We start from the raw sequence: 21,941 nt of genomic DNA, 5'->3' as shown, positions 1-21,941 counted from the left end.
ACGGGTTACGCTGCCTTCCTGGCAGCCGATTTGGAATTCTTGGGGGCGCTGGTACTGGCGCTGTCGCTGCCCTGCGGGCGGTAGCTGTCGATGAGGCGGCGGAAGCTGGCCTCGGCACGCTCGACGCTGCCGGGGATGTGCAGGAAGCGCGCATCGTGATGCAGGGCCAGGATCAGGCCATACATTTCATAGACCATCTGGCTGACCTCGATGTCGGTGCGCAGGTGGCCGGCTTCCATGGCCTGCTTGATGCAGCGCTCCAGCGCATCGCGCCAGGCCTGGACCATGGCAACGAGGTGATCGCGGATCGCACCAGGACGGTCGTCATACTCGACCGCGCCGCTGATGTAGATGCAGCCCAGGGCGATTTCCACCGTGACCTGCTTGATCCAGCGCGCGAACATGCCTTCCAGGCGCGGCAGGCCGCGCGGCTCCTTGATGGAGGGATAGAACACGTCCTGCTCGAAGCGGTTGTGGTACAGGCGCACGACCTCGATCTGCAGGTCCTCGCGCGAGCCGAAATGGGCGAAGACGCCGGACTTGCTCATCTTCATCTTCTCGGCCAGGAGGCCAATGGTGAGCCCTTCCAGGCCATCACGGCTGGCCAGCTCCAGCGCCACATCCAGGATGGCGGCGCGGGTCTGCTCGCCCTTGCGCAGGAACTTGGGCCGGGCGGGCGCGGTGGTCACCTTGCTTGTCTCAGTCATCGTTGTCTCTTTGATATCCGCCGCAGGCGGCGACGGGAAGGAACCGGTTCGACGGGCGCGGCTCGGGGTCCGCTGTCTTGTGCCCTGGATAACCCGGCATGAATTTATCTTCATGCAGAATTTATTCGAACGATCGTACTATTATTCATCGCGCCGCAAATGTCAAACAAAAAATCGGGCTGTCTTGTGGTACGGTTTTTTTCCGGGCAGCAAGCCTTCAGGCGGATTCGGGAGGGGGGCTGGCGGCGCCCAGCAGGTCGTGGGCGTCGAGCAGGGCGTAGACGATGGTGGGGTTGTTTTCCAGGCACTTGCGGATGGCCGCCGGGATGGTGTCGCGCGTCTTGCGGCACAGGCCGGGCTGCTCGGCCAGGTGGATCTGCAGGCCGCGCACGGTGCGCACCTCGTTGGCACCAGGGCTGATGTGCAGGTGGATGCCGAGGTTCTTGCGCATGAGGCTGCCCACATGCAGCAGCTCGTCGTAGGTGCTGATGCGGGTGATGCGTTCGATCAGGCGTTTTTCTTCTTCACGGGTGAGCCAGAGCACGCGGGCTTCCGGCGCGTGCAGGCATTCCAGCAGCGCCTCACGCTGGCAATCGCAGGCACCGGGCGGGCACTCCTTGCGCAGGGGCCGGGCCACGGGGACGGACTGCATCGATTCGGAAGAGACCACCTGAGACATCTGCACCTTTGCACCTGGGTTGGAGAAAAGACAGGCCGGGGAAAACGGCCTTCATCTTACAACGAGCCAGCGCTGCGGCGGGATCAGGATGAGGACCGGTCCAGCAGGCGGCGGTCACGCTTGGTGGGGCGTCCCTTGATCTCGGCCGAGGGTTCGCGGAAGAGGCGATGGCGTTCGGCCAGCGCGGCACGGCGCGTGATGCTCTCTTCGGTTTCCTGATAGAGGGTAGCGGCAATGGCGGCCGAGCCGCGCTTGTCGGCGATGCCGGTGACCAGTACTTCCCATTCGGTGGAACCGTTGTCGATGTCCAGGCGGTCGCCGTTCCTGACGTTGTGGGCGGGCTTGGTGCGCTCGCCGTTGAGCTTGATGCGGCCGCGCTCCACGGCTTCGGTGGCCTGCGACCGCGTCTTGAAGAAGCGTGCGGCCCAGCACCATTTGTCGATGCGGGTGGTGTCCATGTCGGGATGAGAGTTGATCAGTGATGCTCAGTGAGTAGCGGTAATTATCGATATTTTTTGAATCATTTGCTCAAGAAAATCGGGATTCACTTCCTTTCTTTGGTGAATCCATGACCTGGCGGGGAGGCGTCACTATGCTGGCCAGTTTTTGTGACCGCGCTTGTCGCTGCCGTCCATTCCGCCATGACAGATCACTTCCAGAGCATCACTGCGGCGTTTGCGAGCGCCGTACTCTCGCAGCAACACCGTCCGCTCAGGCTGCGCTGGCGACCGCAGGAAAGTCGTTTCGCGCAATGGCTGCTGGTGCAGCGGGTCGATATCGAGGAAGCCTGGCTGGAAGGACTGCAGGCGAAACTGACCTGCGTGTCCGGCGATCCTGAACTGCCGCTGCAGGCCCTGCTGGGACAGCCACTGGGCATCGAGATGGTGACCGATCGTGGTGGAATGCATCACACCAACGGGATCATCACCGAGGCGCGTGCCGGCCAGGCCGACGGTGCGCTGCGGGTCTACCAGCTCACGCTCAAGGACGCGCTGTCGATCATGGAGGAGCGCATCAATACCCGCGTCTTCCGTCAACTTAGCGTGCCGCGCATCCTGGAGATCATGCTGGGTGAATGGCGCCAGCGCAGCCCGGCATTGGCCATGGCGTTTCAGTTCAACCTGGATCGTCTGGAATCTCGCCGCTATCCGGCGCGCGAGATCAGCCATCAGTTCAACGAATCCGATGCGCACTTCATAAGACGCCTCTGCCGGCGCGAAGGCATCGGCTGGTACGTGGCCAGTCCCCAGCCTGCTGACGATACAGGCAAGACGGCCGATGCGGGCATTCCCGTGCACACGCTGGTGTTTTGCGACTACGCCCCTCTGCTGTCCCAGGCCGCTGCCGGCACCGTGCGTTACCACCGCAGTGGCGCCACAGAGCAGCGCGACACCATCAGCGCGTGGAGCCGTCAGCGCAGCCTGGTGCCGGGGCGGGTGTGGCGCGGCAGCTGGGACTACAAGGCGGTACGCGTGGACGAAGCGGCCAGCCAGAATGTGCTCGACCAGGGCGATACGGGCCGGGCCTTGGCATGCGTCCTGGGCGACGGGCTGATCGAGGCCCCGCACGCGGCCGATGGCCAGCAGGATCACTTGCGCCTGGCGCATGCCCGCATGCAGGCGCACGAGGGCCGCAGCGAATCCTTTGAGGCCAGTGGCACGGTGCGCGACCTGGCGGTGGGGCACTGGTTCGAGCTGGAAGGGCATCCCGACATGCACGGCCACGATCGCACCTTGCGCGAATTCATCGTGACCTCATTACGCCAGCAAGCCGAAAACAATTTCCCCAAAGCGCTGCAGGATGCCATCGAGCGCCTGCTGCCCGCCTCTACCTGGCAGACCGATGTGCCGGGCGCAACCGACATGCGCTACCGCAACCAGCTCACCTGCCGCCGCCGCAGCGCATCGCTGACGCCGCACTACGATCCCGGGCTGCATCTGCCGAGTGTGCATCCGATCACTGCCCTGGTGGTTGGCCCTGCACGGGAAGAGGTGTACTGCGACGAACTTGGCCGTATCAAGGTGCAACTGCAGGGGCTGCAGGCGGAAGATCATGTTCACGCGCAAGGTGCAGGCACCAGCGGAGAGGATCGCGACAGCGCTTTCGTGCGCGTATCGAGCGCATGGGCGGGTGCGGGATATGGACACGATGCCGTGCCGCGGGTCGGCATGGAAGTGCTGATCGATTTTCTCGGGGGTGATCCGGACAAGATGTTCGTCGCCGGTGTCCTGCACAACGGCATCAACCATCCGGCCCGTTTCAGCCATGGTGGTGGCTTGCCTGGCAATCGTTTTCTCTCCGGGATCAAGTCCAAGGAGATCGACGGGATACGCTACAACCAGCTGCGCTTGGATGACACGCCCGGACAGATCAGCACGCAACTGGCCAGCGAGCATCAGCACAGCCAGATCAACCTGGGTTATCTCACCGAGCCGCGCCACGATGGGCAGGGCGATGACCGTGGCGAGGGATTGGAGGCGCGCACGGACGGGCATGGTGTCCTGCGCGGGGCCAAGGGCGTCCTCATTACGGCGCAAGCGCAGGACAGTGGGCGCGGCCGCATGCTGGAGCGCGAGACCCTGCTGGACACCCTGCACAGCCTGGAGGAACTGGCGCAGCGCCTGAGCCACGACGCCGCCAGGCACCACGCAGAAGCGACCGATCTGGCGCAACTGGCGCGCATCAGGAAGCAGCTGCAGGCATGGGATACCGGCGAAGGGGGCGGCGGCACAAGGCACGCTGCGGCGCCCATGGTCGCCCTCGACGCCCCGGCTGGCGTGAGCGTGACCAGCCAGGACACCATGGTGCTGGGCGCGGCCCGGCATATCGACCTGGTCAGCCGGGACAATACCCAGCTCAGTGCCGGACGCAAGCTGCTGATGCGGGCAGGAGAAATGTTCGCTGCCTTTGCCGGCAAGCACATGAAGCTGATCAGCGGCAAGGGCAGCATCAAGGTGCAGGCTCACGAAGAACACGTCGAGCTTCAGGCTGCGCGACGCATCCTGCTGGAGGCCAGCGAAGAGATCATCCTGCAGGCCCCCAGGATCAGCATCCGCTCGCGCGATGACACGCAAATCCATGGCGGCGGCAGCTTCAGCCGCTGGAATGCCAGCCTCATCGAACACGGCACCAGCGGACAGTGGCGACAACAGGCTGCCGAACACAATGTGCTGGGTCCGGCCAATTGTCCGTCACCGGAGATCCCGCCGCCGCCCACCTATGAAGACTTACAAAAGAGCAACAGTTTGCTGGTACGCCTGCGCAGCCATGCGCGCGATGGAAGGCCGCTGGCATACCAGCCCTATACGCTTTTCAAGCAGGGGGCGCAGATCGCCGTGGGCGTCACTGACGCGGCCGGGCGATTAAGGATCGAAGGCCATCAGCCGGGCGACGACAGCTACTCGGTCAAGCTCCCCAATGGCTACTGCTTTGATTTACCGGTCCACGAACAGATCAGTGCACTGGACCAGCAACTGGCGGCCTCGGGCTACCGCAGCACAGAAGCGGACGCAGACAGCCGCCTGCGCCATGCAGGCGCCTGAACCCCTTCCCTTTTTGGATCATCGCCATGACACAGACTTACCACCCGGGCAGCGTTCCTATCGACTTGCGCAAACGAAGCGCCACCGCAACCGCGCAATGGCTGCTGGAGCGCGCAGAAGACAGCAATGCCCCGATCTATCACGCCAACCAGCTTGAAGTATTGATCTGCGGCGAAGAAGGCTTTGCCCGTATCTTGCAAGACATCCGCCAGGCAAAGCACAGCGTGGAAATCATCTGCTGGGGCTTCGACCCTGCCATGGAACTGGAACGCAAGGGCAACACCTGGCCTCGCGGTCCGACCTGGGGGGATTTGCTCAGGGAGGTCGCGGCCGGCAAGTACAACAATGGCAGCCCGGTCAACGTACGCGTGCTGTGCTGGAACGAGAGCCCGATCTCGGGCATGGCAAAGAATACGCCTGGCTACGACGAGCTCGACGCAAAGAAGCTCAAGAACATCCGGGATAAGGAACGCCTTTCCGGCAAGCCGCACGAAGCCGGTCTCACGCCGCAGGAGCGCCGCAGCCATTTCAATGCACTGTGGTTCTTTGAAGCGACCCATGGCACGCATGCTCATCTCACTTTCAAGGTCCGTGCAGGCAATGCCGACAAGGTCCGGGAGAGTCTCAAAGAGGAGAAATCGACCAAGCTTACAATCACTGAGCATCACTCCCTGGTTCAGGCATCGACTGCTCATCAAAAAACGATACTGATCGACTATGCCCATGCCAACGGTGAACATGCCGTCGGCTATGTAATGGGCTTGAACAGCGTGACAGACTACTGGGACACGCGCCGGCATCTGTTTCACGATCCGCGCCGGGGGGCAGCATGGGAAGGCGGCGGGGATGCTCTGCCCGGATTGAAGCCGTTTCAAGATTACGCTTGCCGCATTTGCGGCGAGGCGCTCATCAGCGTGAGCAAGAATTTCGTCGATGCCTGGAACCGGGTGGCCACGGCTGACCAGAAAATACAACGTGCGCATGACCTGCGGTCGCCACCTGCCGGCCTCAAGCTACGCGCGGGCAAGGCCGCTCACCGCGCCCAGATCGTGCGCACCCAGGCGGAGGAAGGCGACAAGACCATCCAGCGCCTGTACCGGCAAGCGACCAGCTTCGCCTCCAACTACATCTACATTGAGAACCAGTATTTCCAGTACACCGAATGGGCGCGGTATCTCAAGCAGCTTCGGCGAGACTTCATCGCAGCGTGGCAGGCGCCTGGACAGTCATTGAAAAAACTTCCCAATCTGCATGTCTTCATCGTCATCCCCACCCCGGAGCGCGCGCAGAAGCAAGCCGACGACGAGGCCGAGCAATGGTTCAGAGAAGGACTCGCCGTTACCAGTTATGACCTCTGGCCGGACGATCGAGATTACGTAAAAGCAGCCCTTCTCTGGAAGAAAGCTGCCGAAAAAGATCACTGGCGCGCCATGCTGAACCTTGCCAGTCTCCATCTCAACGGAACAGGCGTAGAGCACAATACTGAGCGCGCTGTGCAACTGGTGGAGAAGGCTATGCTCACGGGCGCCCCGAAGGCCTTTGACCTCATGGGAACTTATCACATGAACGGAACGGGTGTTACGCAAGATGCAACACGAGCATATGCTTTCTGGTGGTACGCAGCCGAAATGGGGAATCCCGACGCACTAGCTTATCTTGGGGATAAACTCAACGCCTCTTATGATGATCCCAAAGGAGGCTTCTGGGGAAACAAAGGTATAGCCTTAGAAATGCTTGAATGTGGCTACAAGCAAGAGAATGGAAGCGCTGCATATCAGTTAGGTCAGGAGCTGAATTTCGATAAGCAGTATGAACGCGCTTTAAATATTCTCCATGACGGCGTCAAGTTCGGCAGCGAGGAAAGCGCCAACAAGCTGTTCGTCAACTTTGATCAGGGACGAGAATTAGTTAGCGGACTTGTGGACCAAGACCGCGCAGAGCGTTACGCCGTCGTTGCTGACATGCTCCGCCTCAACCCCGATCTGCGCCTCCCCAACCTTGACAAGGTCCTCCCCCTGCCTCCCGCCATCCTTCCCTATTGGGACGGCGAAGCGCAAACCCTGATCGATGGTGCCAAGCCCGTCAAGACAGCCTCACTGGCGGACATCAAACCCTCCCCCGCTTCACTGCGTCAGGGCCGCGCTCACATCCCGGACGGCTTTGTCCTCCCCGACGAGCCGCAAGGTGGTCACCTGATTCAGCATCTGCATACCGATGCCATCATCAGCGGCTTTTGGCTCGCCCAATTGGCCAAACCTTACACACCCAAGCAAGTGGCATGGAATGCTGCGCAGGTACCGATGTACTACGCCCTGGGCGAACCCTTCACACCCCCTGAAGACATCACAAAAGAGTCCGGCGTCCTTCGTTTCCACTATCTCGGCACACCGATTGCCAAACCGCTGGCTGCACGGCATATCCCTAACTGGCGCGTTCCGCAAGGTGTGTTGCGGGAGGTCCCCGTCCCTTCACGCGAATTGCGCTCCAGCGGTTTGCTCCCGGCGCCTGCTACTGGTATCTGGCATGGCGAGGTCGATCCCACACATCCGCTGGCCAAGGTCTTCAACCAATGGAACCGCCAAGCCTACGTCGAAGAGGGACAGCCTTTCCCTGACCCGCGTGAGCGCGGCCTGGACATTTCTCCAAAAGATATCCAGTGGCAATGGCTGGACCAGGCCAATGAGCCTCTGCCATCAGGACGCAAGGACATCACCATCCGCAACTTCAGTCCGTCAGAACCGGCATCAACAACCCGCTGAGCTGCACCAACCCGCTCTTGCCCCAAAGAAAAACGCCGGCTCGCAAGCCGGCGTTTCTTCATCACAACAAGGTGTTCAACAAGCTCAACGCTCCACGGCCAGCGCCACACCCATGCCGCCACCGATACAGAGGCTGGCCAGACCCTTCTTGGCATCCCGGCGCACCATCTCGTGCAGCAGCGTCACCAGCACGCGGCAGCCGGAGGCACCGATGGGGTGGCCCAGGGCGATGGCGCCGCCGTTGACGTTGATCTTGCTGGTGTCCCAGCCCATCTGCTTGTTCACCGCAATGGCTTGCGCGGCGAAGGCTTCGTTGATTTCCATCAGGTCCAGGTCCTGCGCAGTCCAGCCCGCCTTCTTCAAGGTCAGCTGCGATGCCGGTACCGGGCCCATGCCCATGATGCTGGGATCCAGGCCCGCCGAAGAATAGGCCTTGATCCTGGCCAGCACCGGCAGACCCAGTTCAGCGGCCAGCTTGGCCGAGGTCACCACCACGGCTGCTGCACCATCGTTGATGCCGGAGGCGTTGCCGGCCGTCACCGTGCCGGCCTTGTCGAAGGCCGGACGCAGCGCGGCCAGGGCTTCGGCAGTCACGCCGTGCTTGACGAATTCATCGGTATCGAAGACCACGGTTTCCTTCTTGCCCTTGATCTCGATGGGCACGATCTCATCCTTGAACCTGCCAGCCTTCTGCGCCGCTTCAGCCTTGTTCTGCGAGGCGGCAGCGAAAGCATCCTGCTCTTCGCGGCTGATCTCGAACTTCTTGGCCACGTTCTCGGCGGTGATGCCCATGTGGTACTGGTTGTAGACGTCCCACAGGCCGTCCACGATCATGGTGTCGGTCAGCTTGGCATCGCCCATGCGGAAGCCGTCACGCGAGTTGTTGAGCACATGCGGCGAGGCGCTCATGTTTTCCTGGCCGCCAGCGATGACGATCTGCGCGTCGCCGCAGCGAATCGCCTGCGCCGCCAGCTGCACCGCCTTCAGGCCGCTGCCGCAGACCTTGCCGACCACGAAGGCCGGGACCATGTCAGGCAGGCCCGACTTGATGACCGACTGGCGCGCCGGGTTCTGGCCCAGGCCCGCGGTCAGCACCTGGCCGAGGATGACTTCGCTGATGGCTTCGGGCTTGATGCCGGTCTTGGCCAGCAGGGCCTTGATGACTTGCGCACCCAGATCGGCCGCCGCAATCTTCGACAAGGATCCGCCGAATTTGCCGATCGCCGTTCTCTGTGCTGCGACAATGACCACATCATCCATAACTCGCTCCTTTTATTGAAAGTGCAGGAAGCCGCGCGCGGCCGCCCTTCGAAAACCGGGATGGTCATCTTATTCCATTTCAGCTTCGAAGGCGATATGGTGAATTTTCGGTAAATCAAACACCTGGCAAAAAGCCTCAGGCATCTTTTCCGAGCGTGATGATGTGAATTACCGTGCGATAAAGGAGGAAGGCCGCACCATACGCCGCCCGCTTGTACCAGGGCACGTGCAGGAAGTCCGACAGGTGCACCACCCTGCCCCCGGCCGCACCGGCTTCGATCTCCTGGCGCAGGTAAGCGGCGAAGGCCGGATCCTGCACCACCACGTTGGCTTCCTGGTTGACGAACAGCGACAGGCCGTCATAGTTGCTCGACCCCACAGTGGCCCATTTGTCGTCCACCACAGCCACCTTGGCATGCAATTCGGTATGGGTGTATTCGACGATGCGCACGCCCGCGCGCAAGAGCTTGGGATAGAAGGAATGCGCCACCGCATCCTGCATCACGAACTGCCCCACGCCCAGCAGCAGGGTCACCTTCACCCCGCGCATGGCGGCTTCCTCCAGCGCGCGGCGCATCTTGCGGCCCGGCGCGAAGTAAGGATTGGCAAGGAAGGCGGTCTCGCGGGCACGCCCGAGCGCCTGCAGATAGGCGCGCTGGATGGTGCGCCGGTTGCGGAAATTGTCGCGCACCACCAGCGCAGCCTGGGTCTGGTCATGCACCGGACCCGGATGGCCATGGCGCAGCCGCTTGAAGTTGCGCCAGCGCGCCTTCAGTTTCATGCGCCCCACGCGCAGCCACTGCGCCTGCACTTCACGATAGATATCCTGCACCAGCGGACCCAGCACGCTCACGGCGAAATCCCAGCGCGGTGCGGGCAGCGCTGTGATGTGGTCACGGTCGGAGACCATGTCGTCATTGATGTTGAGCCCGCCAACGAAAGCCACCTGCCGATCCACCACGCACAGCTTGCGATGGCTGCGCGCCACGCCGCGCCGGAACCAGGGATTGAAGGAACGATGCTGCACCCCGGCCGCCGTCAAGGCAAGGCGTAATTTGTTAGTATTTTCACGGCCGGTGCCGAGCCAGTCATTGATGACATAGACCACAACGCCGCGCCCGGCGGCCCTTTGCAGGGCTTCACAGACAAGTACCCCCGTATCGTCCAGGGAGAAAATGTAAGTTTCCAGATAGATCTCGACGCGTGCCGCATCGATGGCGCTGATCAGGGCGGGATAGAAACCCACGCCACTGTGCAGCAGCGCAATCTGGTTGCCGTCGGTAAAGGTGAGGTGGCGCAAGATCAGGCCAGCTGCAGTTCGGTCACGATCGGGGCGTGGTCCGACAGACGCGCCCAGGGGCCATCCTTGAGGACCTCCGCCGTTTCCACGCGGAAACCACGGACGTAGATGCGATCCAGCCGCAGCCACGGCATCATGGCCGGGAAAGTGCGCGCCGGGCGGATCGGTGCCGACAGGCCACCCAGCCGGCGCAAGCCCTGCATCACGCCGCGCGCATTGGGCTGTGGCTGGTCGAATACTTCGGTCACGCCCAGGTTCTGGTACAGCGTGCGGCTCAGCTGGTTGGTCCAGTCATTGAAATCGCCGGCGATCAGCAGGGGCGCATCCGGCGGCGAGGAGCTGCTCACGGCCTGGATCAGCGCATCGATCTGGCGCCGGCGGCCGCCGGCGAACAGCCCCAGGTGAATCACATAGCAATGCACCTCCACCCCTTCGATGGGCACCACGCAATGCAGGATGCCGCGCGACTCGTAAGCGTGGTCGGAGACATCCTGGTTGCGGATGGACGCGATTTCAAAACGCGAGATGAGCGCATTGCCATGATGGCCATGGTCATACACGGCATTCATGCCGTAGGCGGCATGATGCGTGTCGCCGGCAAGATATTCATGCTGCCCCTGCTGCGGCCAGTTGGAGGCGTGGCGCAGGGCGTTGAGGTCGTGGCGGCCCTGCACTTCCTGCAGGAACAGGATGTCCGGATCCAGTTGTGCCAGCGCCTGCTTCAACGCCAGGATGCGCGGGCGGCCGGCAAAGGAGGTCACGCCCTTGTGGATGTTGTATGTGGCAACGCGCAGCTTCATCGATGCAACCTTTCTCTTGTTCTTGTCCGGTGGCGGTCCCGCGCAAGACGCTGGCTAGGTCGCCAGATAGCGCGGCAACTGCAGGATCGCTTCCGCATTGGAGGGCGAGAAACAGCGGTCGGCCGCCTCGCGATACGGCAGCCAGACATGGCGGGTGTGCTCGCGCGGGGCCAGCGTCACCGGAATATCGCGCGGCACCAAGAGGCCAAAGACATGTTCGGTGTTTCTCGTCACGCCTGGCGCATAGCGGTGCCGCCAGACCGGATAGATGTCATAGATGTTGGAAAGTTGCCAGTCACGCAGGTGCGCACGCGGCACGCGGTTTCCGCCATCGTGCAAGGAGTCTACGCCGGTGTCGGCCACCACGATGCCGGTTTCTTCCTCCACTTCGCGTCGGGCGGTCTCCGACAAGGGCTCATCAAGGGCATCCTTGGAACCGGTCACCGATTGCCAGAAACCGGGCTGGTCGGCGCGTTCGATCAACAACACGTGCTGATCGGCGCTGTGGATCACCACCAGCACCGATTCGGGAATCTTGTAGGGCTTGGCTTGCGTCATGGGCCTGTCCGTGAGGCGTGAAAGGCTCCATTGTATCGGGACGGCAGCGTTTCAGAGCAGCGAGGCTTCGCTCTCGTCCACCAGCCAGCTGCGAAAGGCGCGGGCGGCTGCGTGCTCGATGCGGTCGCGCGGCCACACTGCGTAATAGCCGCCGCCCAGGCTGGCGCTGGCTTCACAGGCGCGCACCAGCAGCCCTTGCTCCATGCAGGCGTCGATCATGTGGCGCCAGGCCAGCACGATGCCCTGCCCTTCCATGGCCAGTTGCAGCAGCACCGGATATTGATTGGAAAGGATCTGCTGTTCGATGCGTACATCGTCCACCTCGTTGTGCGCCAGCCAGTTCTGCCAGGACATCCACTGGCGCTGCCCGTCTTCCAGCATCAGCAGGGTCTCCTGGGGCAGCTCGGCCGGGGCCAGCGTGCGGCCCTTCAGATAGGCCGGCGAGCAGACCGGGAACACTTCCTCGTCATACAGCCGGCGCACCGCCAGGCCCGAGGGCGGGCCATCGCGCAGGAAGTAGATGCCCATGTCGAAATCGGTTTCGGAGAGCTGGGCCAGGCTGTCATTGACGACCAGGCGCAGGTGGCAATCCGGATGCTGGGCACGAAAACGCGCCAGGCGCGGCGTCAGCCACAGCACCGCCACCCCCTGCGAACAGGCCACCGTCAGTTCCTGGTGGCCCTTGCGCTTCATGATGTCTTCGGTGGCCTCGGCACAGTCGACCAGCAGGCGCTGCACCAGCGCGGCATAGCGCTGGCCGCTCACCGTCAGGCGCAACGCGCGTGGCTCGCGCAGGAACAGCTTCTTGCCGAGAAAGCGCTCCAGCTGGGCGATCTGTCGGCTGATGGCGCTTTGCGTGAGGTGCAGTTCAGCCGCCGCGCGGGTGAAGCTGCCATGGCGCATGGCCGCCTCGAAGGCGATCAGCGAAGGTAATGGGGGAAGGGGCGATATACGCATGGTCGGCGCTCCGGCTCGAAAGGTCTCATCCAGGTCGAGATGGTAGAGCGAAAAGCATGCCCGCCGCTGCTTTCCCATGACGTACGGAAAGCGGCGGCGGAAAAGATGCATCAGCGGCTGCGGTGGATATGGCCGGATTGCATGACCAGCGACAGGTGTTCGCCCTGCCCGGTCAGCAGCGTGATGTCTTGCAGCGGATTGCCGTCGACCACGATCAGGTCGGCCAGCGCACCGGCACGCACAGTGCCCAGTTCGCCTTCGCGCTGCAGAATGGCAGCGGCAATCGAGGTGGCCGAGCGGATGGTGTCGAGGTTGCCCAGGATCTCGGCGCGGATCAGGAATTCGGTCGACTGATCCTGATGCATCTCGCCCAGCAGGTCCGAGCCGAAGCCCATCTGCACGCCGTGCTCGGCATAGATGCGCAGCGAGTCACGGCCAGCCTGGCGTACCGATTCGATCTTGGCCACCGAATCGGGCGGCAGGCCCAGGCGCGCGCCATCACGGGCCAGTGAGTCGTAGGTAACCAGGGTGGGCACCACGAAGGTACTGTGCTCCCGCATCACGCGTGCGGCCTCGGCATCGACCAGGTTGCCGTGCTCGATGGTGCGCACGCCGCAGCGCACGGCGCGGGCGATGGCGCGGCCAGTGTAAGCGTGCGCCATCACGTAGGTCTGCGCGGCCTCGGCTTCGGCCACGATGGCGCGGATTTCATCTTCGCTGTATTGGGTATTGCCGATGGGGTCGGTGGGCGAAGCGACGCCGCCCGAGGCCATGATCTTGATCTGGGTTGCCCCCTTCTGCAATTCCTCGCGGGCCGCCAGGCGCACGGCATCCACACCATCGGCCACGCGCGCAATGGCACCGGCGCGGAAGGCACAGGAGCACGGCTCCAGCACATCGGAACGCGGCCGGAAATCGCCATGGCCACCAGTCTGCGACAGCGCCTTGCCCGAGGGGAAGATGCGCGGGCCCGGCACCAGGCCGATGGCAATGGCTTGTGCCAGGCCCCAGTCGGCACCACCGGCATCCCGCACACTGGTGAAGCCGCGATTCAACATGGCTTCGACGATGGGCAAGGCGCGAATCGAGGTCAGCGAGCCGGGCTGCAAGGCATTCAGGCCCAGGTTGGCCAGCGAGGCCAGCACGTGAACGTGGCAATCGATCAGGCCGGGCATGACGGTCTTGCCGGTGACGTCGATCACGCGTGCACCGCTCACCTCCAGCGGGGTGGCGGAGACATCGATGATGCGGTCTTTTTCAATCAGGACATCATGGCGCGGGAAGAGGCTACCCAGTGCCGGGTCGAGGACGTTGCCGCCCTTCAGGAGAATCTTGGTCATGGCGAAATTCAATGTTGTTGCAGGTACTGCGGCTCACGCACGAAGCGGGTGCCGACGAAGCTGATGGCAGCGGCAATCATCACGTAGAAGGCCGGCGCCATGTTGTTGCCGGTGGCGGCGATGAGCCAGGTGATGAAGAAGGAAGCAAAGCCGCCGAAGATGGTCACGGCCAGGTTGTAGGCCACCGACAGTCCGGTGGAAAGCACCTTGGCCGGGAACAGTTCGGAGAAGGCCGCCAGGATCGGGCCGGTATAGGCCGCAATCAGGGTGCCGAAGACCAGCTGGAAGATCAGCAGCGTGGACAGGCTGGGCGCGCTGTTGATGTAAGCGAACATGGGATAGGCCAGCACCAGGATCAGCGCGGCAGCACCCGAGAGCAGCGGACGCCGTCCGATGCGGTCGGCCAGGCGGCCGACGATGGGGGCCAGCACCATGATGCAGAGTCCACCGACCATGCCGGCGATGAAGCCGGTGGTTTGCGGCAGCTTCAGCACCTTCACCGAATAGGTCGGCATGTAGAACAGCAGCACATAGGTACAGACCGTCCACAGGATCACCATCGAAAAGCTGGCCGAGGTCTCGCGCGGGAAGTTGCGGATCACTTCCTTCAAGGGCGAATCGGTCTTGTCCTTTTCTTCCAGGAAGGTCGGCGTTTCTTCGAGGTGATTGCGGATGTAGTAACCGACCGGGCCGATGATGATGCCCAGCAGGAAAGGCAGGCGCCAGCCCCAGCTGGCCAGTGCTTCCGGTTCCAGGCTGGTGGTGACGAAGGTACCGACGGCCGCCCCCAGCAGCACGGCCACGCCGATGCTGGCCTGAATCCAGCTGGAGTAATAGGCGCGTTCACGCTCGGGTGCATATTCGGTCAGGAAGGCAGTGGCGCTGCCCATTTCGCCGCCGGCCGAGAAGCCTTGCAGCAGGCGTGCCACGACGATGATGAGCGGAGCGAACAGGCCCACGCTCTCATAGGTCGGTGCCAGGCCGATCATGGTGGTACCCACCGCCATGAGCAGGATGGTGACCGACAGCGCCGCCTTGCGGCCCACGCGGTCGGCGTAGATGCCGAGCAGGATGCCGCCCACCGGGCGCATGAAGAAGCCGACACCGAAGGTGGCCACGGCCAGCAGCAAGGAGGTCAGGTCGTTACCGGTCGGGAAGAACAGCTTGGCAATGATCACCGCGAAGAAACTGTAGACGGTGAAATCGAACCATTCGAGACCATTGCCGATCACGGTGGCAATGATCGCGCGGCGGCGCTGGTGATTGGTCACCACCGGAATCCCGCCGGCTGGTAATGTCGTTGCTTGCATGCTCTCCCCTCATGTCAGACGTTGATATGCGGCCGATAATAGGGTCAGCGGGAGACGGGCGGAAATGATATCTGCGCATGCCGCCATGCTCTGTGCGCATGCATGCGTAAATGATTTGGCGATTTTCCGCCTTAACTTTTTATATTGTTTATATCGTTTAGAAATCCGCTGCCGGAATGAAAAAAGCGCGTGCATTTCTGCACGCGCTTTTTTGTTGCTGCCCTTTTCGATTCATCAACCCCATCAATGAATCGATGGGGAGATGAATGTCGAATCGATGAATCGAAAAACTGAAAATCAGTAAATCGATCAGGCCTTCACTGCCGGCTCGGTATTGCGCAGGCGGATATGCAGCTCGCGCAGCTGCTTCTCGTCCACTTCCGACGGGGCGTGGGTCAGCAGGCACTGGGCGCGCTGGGTCTTGGGGAAGGCGATCACGTCGCGGATCGATTCGGCCCCGGCCATCATGGTGACCAGGCGGTCCAGGCCGAAGGCGATGCCGCCGTGCGGGGGCGCGCCGTATTGCAGGGCGTCCAGCAGGAAGCCGAACTTCAGGCGGGCTTCTTCGTCATCGATCTTCAGGGCGCGGAACACCTTGCTCTGCACGTCGGCGCGGTGGATACGGACCGAGCCGCCGCCCAGTTCCCAACCGTTCAGGACCATGTCGTAGGCCTTGGCGATGGCCGCACCCGGGTTGGTCGAGATGAAGTCTTCGTGGCCATCCTTGGGCGAGGTGAACGGGTGGTGCAGGGCAACCCAGCGCTGGCCGTCTTCGTCGTATTCGAACATGGGGAAGTCGACCACCCACAGCGGACGCCATGCGTCGTCGAACAGGCCGTTCTTCTTGCCGAATTCGCTGTGACCGATCTTCACGCGCAGCGCGCCGATGGCATCGTTGACCACCTTGGCCTTGTCGGCACCGAAGAAGATCAGGTCGCCGTCTTGTGCGCCGGTCTTTTCCAGGATGGCGTTCAGGGCCGCATCGTGGATGTTCTTGACGATGGGCGACTGCAGGCCGTCACGGCCCTTGGCCTTTTCATTGACCTTGATGTAGGCCAGGCCCTTGGCGCCGTAGATGGCGACGAACTGGGTGTAGGCGTCGATTTCCGAACGCGGCATTTCAGCACCGCCCGGCACGCGCAGGCCGACCACGCGGCCGCCTTCGCTGTTGGCAGCGCCCGAGAAGACCTTGAAGTCCACGTCCTTCATGACATCGGTCAGCTCGGTGAATTCGAGCTTGACGCGCATGTCCGGCTTGTCCGAACCATACATGCCCATGGCGGTGGCGAAGTCCATCACCGGGAACGGGTTCGGCAGGTCGATGTCCAGCGCATTCTTGAAGACCAGGCGGATCATGCCTTCGAACAGGTCACGGATTTCCTGTTCGTTCAGGAAGGAGGTTTCGCAGTCGATCTGGGTGAATTCCGGCTGGCGGTCAGCGCGCAGGTCTTCGTCACGGAAGCACTTGGTGATCTGGTAGTAGCGGTCGAAGTTGGCCACCATCAGCAGCTGCTTGAATAGCTGGGGCGATTGCGGCAGGGCGAAGAATTCACCGGCGTTCACGCGCGAGGGCACCAGGTAATCGCGGGCGCCTTCCGGGGTGGACTTGGTCAGCATCGGGGTTTCGATGTCGATGAAGCCTTGGGCATCCAGGAACTTGCGCACTTCCATGGCGACCTTGTAGCGCAGGCGCAGGTTGTTCTGCATCTGCGGACGGCGCAGGTCCAGCACGCGGTGGGTCAGGCGGGTGGTTTCGGACAGGTTTTCGTCATCCAGCTGGAACGGCGGCGTCACCGACGGGTTCAGCACTTCCAGTTCCTGGCACAGCACTTCGATCTTGCCCGACTTCAGGTTGGCGTTGGTGGTGCCTTCCGGGCGGTTGCGCACGAGACCGGTGATGCGCAGGCAGAACTCGTTGCGCACCGATTCGGCATTCTTGAAGACATCCGCGCGATCCGGGTCGCAGACCACCTGGACCAGGCCTTCGCGGTCGCGCAGGTCGATGAAGATCACGCCGCCGTGATCGCGGCGACGGTGCACCCAGCCGCAGAGGCTGACGGTTTGGCCGAGCAGTGCCTCGGTAGTGAGGCCACAGTATTGGGTTCGCATGGACATGGTTTGATTCCGTTGACAGTGTTCTTGTTGGATTCTAGAGAGAAGACGCTAAGGGCGAAGGCGGGGCTGGCCGGGCAGCGGACTGCCGGCCGCCCCCTCAATTCTTCGGCGCCGCCGCGTCGGTGATGATCTTCTTGTCGGTGACCATCTCGGGGGCGACCACGCCCATGGAGACGATGTACTTCAGGGCTGCATCCACCGACATGTCGAGCTCGATGGCATCGGCACGCGGCAGCATCAGGAAGAAACCGGAAGTCGGGTTGGGGGTGGTGGGCACATACACGCTGATGAACTCACCCTGCAGGTGGTTCTTGACCTCGCCACCAGGTGTGCCGGTCAGGAAGGCGATGGTCCACGAACCCTGGCGCGGGTACTGGATCAGCACGGCCTTGCGGAAGGCATTGCCGGAGGGCGAGAACAGCGTATCGGAAACCTGCTTGACGCTGGAATAGATCGACTTCACCACCGGAATGCGGGTCAGCAGGCCTTCCCACAGCAGCACCAGGCGGCGGCCGATGAAATTGCGCGCGGCCAGGCCCGTGATGAAGATGATCAGCAAGGTCAGGATCGCCCCCAGGCCGGGGATGTTGTGGCCCAGCCAGTGCGCCGGCCGCCAGGCCTCTGGCAGCAGGAGCAGCGACTGGTCCATGGTACTGATGATCAGATTGAGCACCCACAGCGTGATGGCCAGGGGAACCAGGATCAGCAGACCCGTGATGAAGTATTTGCGCATGGGGGAAAGGAAGACCTCGTTAGCTGGCGCTGGGGGTGGACGGTGCCGCCGCAGGGGCAGCCGCCGCCGGCGCCGGTGCGGGCGCAGCCGCCGGGGCTGCAGCGGCAGGTGCTTCGGCAGCCGCAGCGGGGGCGTCGGTGGCGCCGGCAATGCCGGTGCCATTGGCACCCTTGCTGTTGGCCGTGCCACTGCCATTGCCCCGGAAATCGGTCACGTACCAGCCCGAACCCTTCAACTGGAAGCCGGCCGCAGTCAATTGCTTCCTGAAGCTGTCCTTGTTGCAAGAGGGGCAAACGGTCAACGCATCGTCAGAGATCTTCTGCAAGACATCCTTGGCAAAACCACACGCTTTGCAGCGATACGCATAAATGGGCATGACTCACTCCGCAAAAAACTTCCAAAACCCTGAATTATAAAGGCTTTTGGCGGAGTTTTAGTGAACCTGCCCGCGCAGGCGATGCGCTGGCGCGACGGCCACTACCGTCGCGCCAGGCAAAGTTTGCCATTTTGCAATTTTATTCACTGCCCTTGAGGGCAGCGGCTCAACTCTCCACCGGGGCGGCGCGGCTGCTGCGCAGGGTGTCAAGAAATTCACGACACCACCAATGCACGTCGAACCGGCGGATGTTTTCCATCAGCGCGGCATGGCGCTCGCGCCGTTCGCCCTGCGACATCTGCAGGGCCTGCTGGATGACCTGGGCGGTGCCGTGGGTGTCATACGGGTTGATGATGAGCGCATCCTTCATCTGCTCGGCCGCACCGGCAAAGCGCGAGAGCACCAGTACGCCCGGGTCCTCCGGATCCTGGGAGGCGACGAATTCCTTGGCCACCAGGTTCATGCCGTCACGCAGGGGCGTCACCAGCGCCACCGCGCAGGCGCGGTACAAACCCGGCAGGCGGCGGCGCGCCACGGTACGGTGGATGTAGCGGATCGGCATCCAGTCGAAGTCGCCAAAGTCGCCGTTGATGGAGCCGCACAGGCTTTCCAGTTCGCGCTGGATGTCGCCGTAGGCTTCCACGTCTTCACGGCTGGGCGAGGCGATCTGCAGCAAGGTGGCGCTGTGGCGATTCTCCGGATACAGGCGCAGCAGCTCGCGGAAGGCGCGGATGCGCTGCGGCAGGCCCTTGGAATAATCCAGCCGGTCCACGCCGATGAGCAGGCGCCGGCGCGAATATTCGGCCTTGGTGCTTTCATAGGTATCGCGCGCTTCCTTGGCCTGGCCCAGGCGCTGGAACTCGGCCACGTCGATGCCGATCGGGAAGGCGTTGGCATGCACCGTGCGGTTGAAGGCGCGGAACTGGTTGGGACCGACCGGTTCGGCGGTCGCTTCGGCCTGCACGTACTGGGCGAAGTGCTGCAGGTCGGCGTGGTTCTGGAAGCCCACCAGGTCGTACGCAAACAGCGCACGCATGAGCCATTCATGCGAAGGGATGGCAGTGAGGATCGGCGGCGGCGGCAGCGGGATGTGCAGGAAGAAGCCGATGCGCGCCTCGCAGCCCATGGCGCGCAGTTCAGCGGCCAGTGGGATGAGGTGGTAATCGTGGATCCAGACGATGTCATCGCGCTTCAAGAGCGGAAACAATTTACGCGCGAAGAGTTGATTGACCCGGCGATAACCGCCCAGATGGCCCGCTTCGAAATGCGCCAGGTCCAGCCGATAGTGGAAGACCGGCCACAGCACGCCATTGGCGTAGCCGCGATAGTAAGCATCATGGTCTTCCTGCGACAGGTCCAGTTCAGCCAGCGTGACGGGGCCGGCCTGGTTGACGCGCAGCTCGCCCTCGCCGGGCGTGCCGTTCTCGGCGACCTTGCCGCTCCAGCCGAACCAGAGTCCGCCGGTCTTCTTGAGGGTCTCGCCCAGGGCGACGGCCAGCCCGCCGGCAGCCGGCTTGCGGGGATCGGCGAGGCGATTGGAAACGACGACGAGTCTGCCCATCAGATCACCGCCTCCCACGAAGCCGACAGGCGCATCGCACAGTTGATGATGCCCACCATCGAATAGGTCTGCGGGAAGTTGCCCCACATCTGGCGCGTGACCGGATGCGTATCCTCGGACAGCAGGCCCAGGTGGTTGCGGGCATCGAGCATGGCCTGGAAGATCTCGCGCGCCTGCTCCTTGCGGCCGATGCGCGCCAGCGCATCGATGCGCCAGAAGGTGCAGATGTTGAAGGCAGTCTCGGGACGGCCGAAATCATCCGGGGCTTCGTAGCGGCGCATGTAGGGGCCGTCGCAGAGGGACTTCTCCAGCGCTTCCACGGTAGAGATGAAGCGCGGATCGGTGGGCGAGATCAGGCCCACTTCCACCATCAGCAGCACGCTGGCATCGAGGTCGCGCCCGCCGAAGCTTTCGGCATAGGCCTGGCGCTGTTCATTCCAGGCTTCGGTAAGGATGCGGTCGCCGATTTCCTTGGCACGGTCGCCCCAGTAGCGGGCGCGCTCGGGCAGGTCCACGCGGGCGGCGATCTTGGCCAGGCGGTCGCAGGCGGCCCAGCTCATGAGCGCCGACGAAGTATGGATGCGCGAACGGGTACGCAGCTCCCACATGCCGGCGTCGGGCTGGTTGTAGACTTCATAAGCACGTTCGCCCACCGCTTCCAGATGCTGGAAGTGTTCGGCCCCGGCGCGATGGTGCAGGCGCATGTCGTGGAAGGCCTGCGCCGCGCCCAGCACGATGTTGCCATAGACGTCGTGCTGGAAATGTTCATACGCCTGGTTGCCCACGCGCACCGGCTGGTGATGCTGGTAGCCCGGCAGGTGATCCAGGATCTGTTCGGGCAGCGCTTCTTCCAGGCCGATGCCGTAGAGCGGCTGCACGTGGCCGCCGCCGGAACGCACCACCACATTGGTCAGCCAGCGCAGGTAGTCTTCCATGGTGCCCAGCTCGGAGAGACTGTTGAGGGCTCGCACCACGAAGAAAGCGTCACGCAGCCAGCAATAACGGTAGTCCCAGTTGCGCTGGCTGCCCGGTGCTTCGGGCACGCTGGTGGTCATGGCGGCGATGATCGCGCCCGTATCTTCATACACCGACATTTTCAGCGTGATGGCGGCGCGGATGACGGCATCCTGCCACTCCAGGGGCGTGGCCAGCGCACGGCTCCAGTTGCGCCAGTAGGCCGTGGTTTCCTGCTCGAAATCACGGGCGGTATCGTTGATGCCGCCATGCAGGGTTTCGTCCGGACCGAGGATGAAGTTGTAGGGGCGGCTGACCACGAAGGCGGTCTCGTCGACGATGTAGCTGATGGGCGCATCGGTATTGAGGCGCAGGGTCTGTTCCTGGCCGACATAGCGGATGTGGTTGCTGCCGCGCGTCTGCAGCGGCACTTCGCGGCCCCAGTCGAACTTGGGACGCAGCACCACGCGCATGCGCGGCGCGCCTGAGAGCGGATGAATGCGGCGCACCAGCTGCAGCGGACGGAAGAAGCGGCCGCGGCTCTGGAAGCGCGGCGCCAGGTCGGTGATCTCGATGCCCTGCCCCAGCGTGTCGTACAGGCGGGTGCGCAGCACGGCGGTATTGGGTTCATACCACTGCTCGCTGTGGGAAAAATTCTCCAGCTGGAAGGCCCACAGTGCCCCGCTGTCGGTAGGGTCGAGCAGCGCATTGAAGACCGGATCGCCATCGAAACGTGGCAGGCAGCACCAGACGATGCGGCCCATCTTGTCCACCAGCGCCGAGAAGGCGCAATTGCCGATCACGCCCAGCTCCAGCGAGGAGGTCGAGGGCATGTCATGCGCCTGGGCGGCCAGGTGCGGTTGTTCGGTGTGCTGCGTCTGGGAATGCGGCTGCGGTTGCGCTTCTTGCTGCGGATCGGGGCTGGGCTGGCTCATGGTTCCTCGTGCTCTGTTCTGTGGGTCAGATTTCTTGGTGGAAGGCGATGTGCTG

The 21,941-nt window shown here is 62.9% G+C and carries 17 protein-coding genes; 2 read left to right on the top strand and 15 right to left on the bottom strand.

The window, feature by feature from the left end:
- Positions 1-5 precede the first annotated feature (5 nt).
- From ACLRDN_RS01155 to ACLRDN_RS01145, 3 genes are all read right to left on the bottom strand, one after another.
- A complete protein-coding gene (locus ACLRDN_RS01155) occupies positions 6-707 on the bottom strand; it encodes a TetR/AcrR family transcriptional regulator (protein WP_034329398.1) in 702 nt (233 codons plus the stop codon).
- A gap of 217 nt (positions 708-924) precedes the next feature.
- Positions 925-1,386, bottom strand: a complete 462-nt coding sequence (locus ACLRDN_RS01150) for a hypothetical protein (RefSeq protein ID WP_413460452.1) — start codon at positions 1,384-1,386, stop codon at positions 925-927.
- An 83-nt stretch (positions 1,387-1,469) separates the two neighbouring features.
- The gene (locus tag ACLRDN_RS01145; protein WP_039785255.1) at positions 1,470-1,844 is read right to left on the bottom strand and encodes an RNA-binding S4 domain-containing protein; all 375 of its coding nucleotides are present in this window, start codon (positions 1,842-1,844) and stop codon (positions 1,470-1,472) included.
- Between the two features lie 183 nt (positions 1,845-2,027).
- Between ACLRDN_RS01145 and ACLRDN_RS01140 the strand changes: the two genes are divergently transcribed.
- Entirely contained in the window at positions 2,028-4,928 is a 2,901-nt protein-coding gene (locus ACLRDN_RS01140) for a type VI secretion system Vgr family protein (RefSeq protein WP_413458616.1), read from the top strand.
- A gap of 26 nt (positions 4,929-4,954) precedes the next feature.
- A complete protein-coding gene (locus ACLRDN_RS01135) occupies positions 4,955-7,687 on the top strand; it encodes a DUF6396 domain-containing protein (RefSeq protein WP_413458615.1) in 2,733 nt (910 codons plus the stop codon).
- An 84-nt stretch (positions 7,688-7,771) separates the two neighbouring features.
- On the opposite strand, the gene ACLRDN_RS01130 is transcribed toward ACLRDN_RS01135, so the two are convergent.
- From ACLRDN_RS01130 to ACLRDN_RS01075, 12 genes are all read right to left on the bottom strand, one after another.
- Positions 7,772-8,947: an acetyl-CoA C-acetyltransferase gene (locus tag ACLRDN_RS01130; RefSeq protein WP_413458614.1), complete on the bottom strand. Its 1,176-nt coding sequence runs from the start codon at positions 8,945-8,947 to the stop codon at positions 7,772-7,774.
- 136 nt (positions 8,948-9,083) lie between these two features.
- A complete protein-coding gene (locus tag ACLRDN_RS01125) occupies positions 9,084-10,247 on the bottom strand; it encodes a phospholipase D-like domain-containing protein (protein WP_413458613.1) in 1,164 nt (387 codons plus the stop codon).
- Positions 10,248-10,249: 2 nt separating this feature from the next.
- Positions 10,250-11,047: an endonuclease/exonuclease/phosphatase family protein gene (locus ACLRDN_RS01120; protein WP_413458612.1), complete on the bottom strand. Its 798-nt coding sequence runs from the start codon at positions 11,045-11,047 to the stop codon at positions 10,250-10,252.
- Positions 11,048-11,101: 54 nt separating this feature from the next.
- Entirely contained in the window at positions 11,102-11,605 is a 504-nt protein-coding gene (gene nudB, locus ACLRDN_RS01115) for a dihydroneopterin triphosphate diphosphatase (protein WP_413458611.1), read from the bottom strand.
- Between the two features lie 51 nt (positions 11,606-11,656).
- The gene (locus ACLRDN_RS01110; RefSeq protein WP_413458610.1) at positions 11,657-12,562 is read right to left on the bottom strand and encodes a LysR substrate-binding domain-containing protein; all 906 of its coding nucleotides are present in this window, start codon (positions 12,560-12,562) and stop codon (positions 11,657-11,659) included.
- A 110-nt stretch (positions 12,563-12,672) separates the two neighbouring features.
- Positions 12,673-13,902 carry an amidohydrolase family protein gene (locus tag ACLRDN_RS01105; RefSeq protein ID WP_413458609.1) on the bottom strand — a complete coding sequence of 410 codons (1,230 nt, stop codon included), beginning with the start codon at positions 13,900-13,902 and terminating at the stop codon, positions 12,673-12,675.
- A gap of 8 nt (positions 13,903-13,910) precedes the next feature.
- A complete protein-coding gene (locus ACLRDN_RS01100) occupies positions 13,911-15,212 on the bottom strand; it encodes an MFS transporter (RefSeq protein ID WP_413458608.1) in 1,302 nt (433 codons plus the stop codon).
- Positions 15,213-15,521: 309 nt separating this feature from the next.
- Positions 15,522-17,327: an aspartate--tRNA ligase gene (aspS, locus tag ACLRDN_RS01095; RefSeq protein ID WP_209533794.1), complete on the bottom strand. Its 1,806-nt coding sequence runs from the start codon at positions 17,325-17,327 to the stop codon at positions 15,522-15,524.
- Between the two features lie 97 nt (positions 17,328-17,424).
- Positions 17,425-18,060, bottom strand: a complete 636-nt coding sequence (locus tag ACLRDN_RS01090) for a DUF502 domain-containing protein (RefSeq protein WP_413458607.1) — start codon at positions 18,058-18,060, stop codon at positions 17,425-17,427.
- 19 nt (positions 18,061-18,079) lie between these two features.
- Complete coding sequence (locus tag ACLRDN_RS01085) at positions 18,080-18,436, bottom strand: FmdB family zinc ribbon protein (RefSeq protein WP_413458606.1); 357 nt, start codon at positions 18,434-18,436, stop codon at positions 18,080-18,082.
- Positions 18,437-18,602: 166 nt separating this feature from the next.
- On the bottom strand, positions 18,603-19,997 hold the full coding sequence (otsA, locus tag ACLRDN_RS01080) for an alpha,alpha-trehalose-phosphate synthase (UDP-forming) (protein WP_413458605.1): 1,395 nt from the start codon (positions 19,995-19,997) through the stop codon (positions 18,603-18,605).
- Entirely contained in the window at positions 19,997-21,886 is a 1,890-nt protein-coding gene (locus ACLRDN_RS01075) for a glycoside hydrolase family 15 protein (RefSeq protein ID WP_413458604.1), read from the bottom strand. The genes otsA and ACLRDN_RS01075 overlap by 1 nt, the downstream gene beginning before the upstream one ends.
- Between the last annotated feature and the right edge of the window lie 55 nt (positions 21,887-21,941).

Source organism: Herbaspirillum huttiense (assembly GCF_047300815.1).
GTDB lineage: Bacteria > Pseudomonadota > Gammaproteobacteria > Burkholderiales > Burkholderiaceae_D > Herbaspirillum > Herbaspirillum huttiense_A.
Note: the sequence above shows the minus strand (reverse complement) of the source record. Positions and strands in the feature narration are given on the sequence as shown.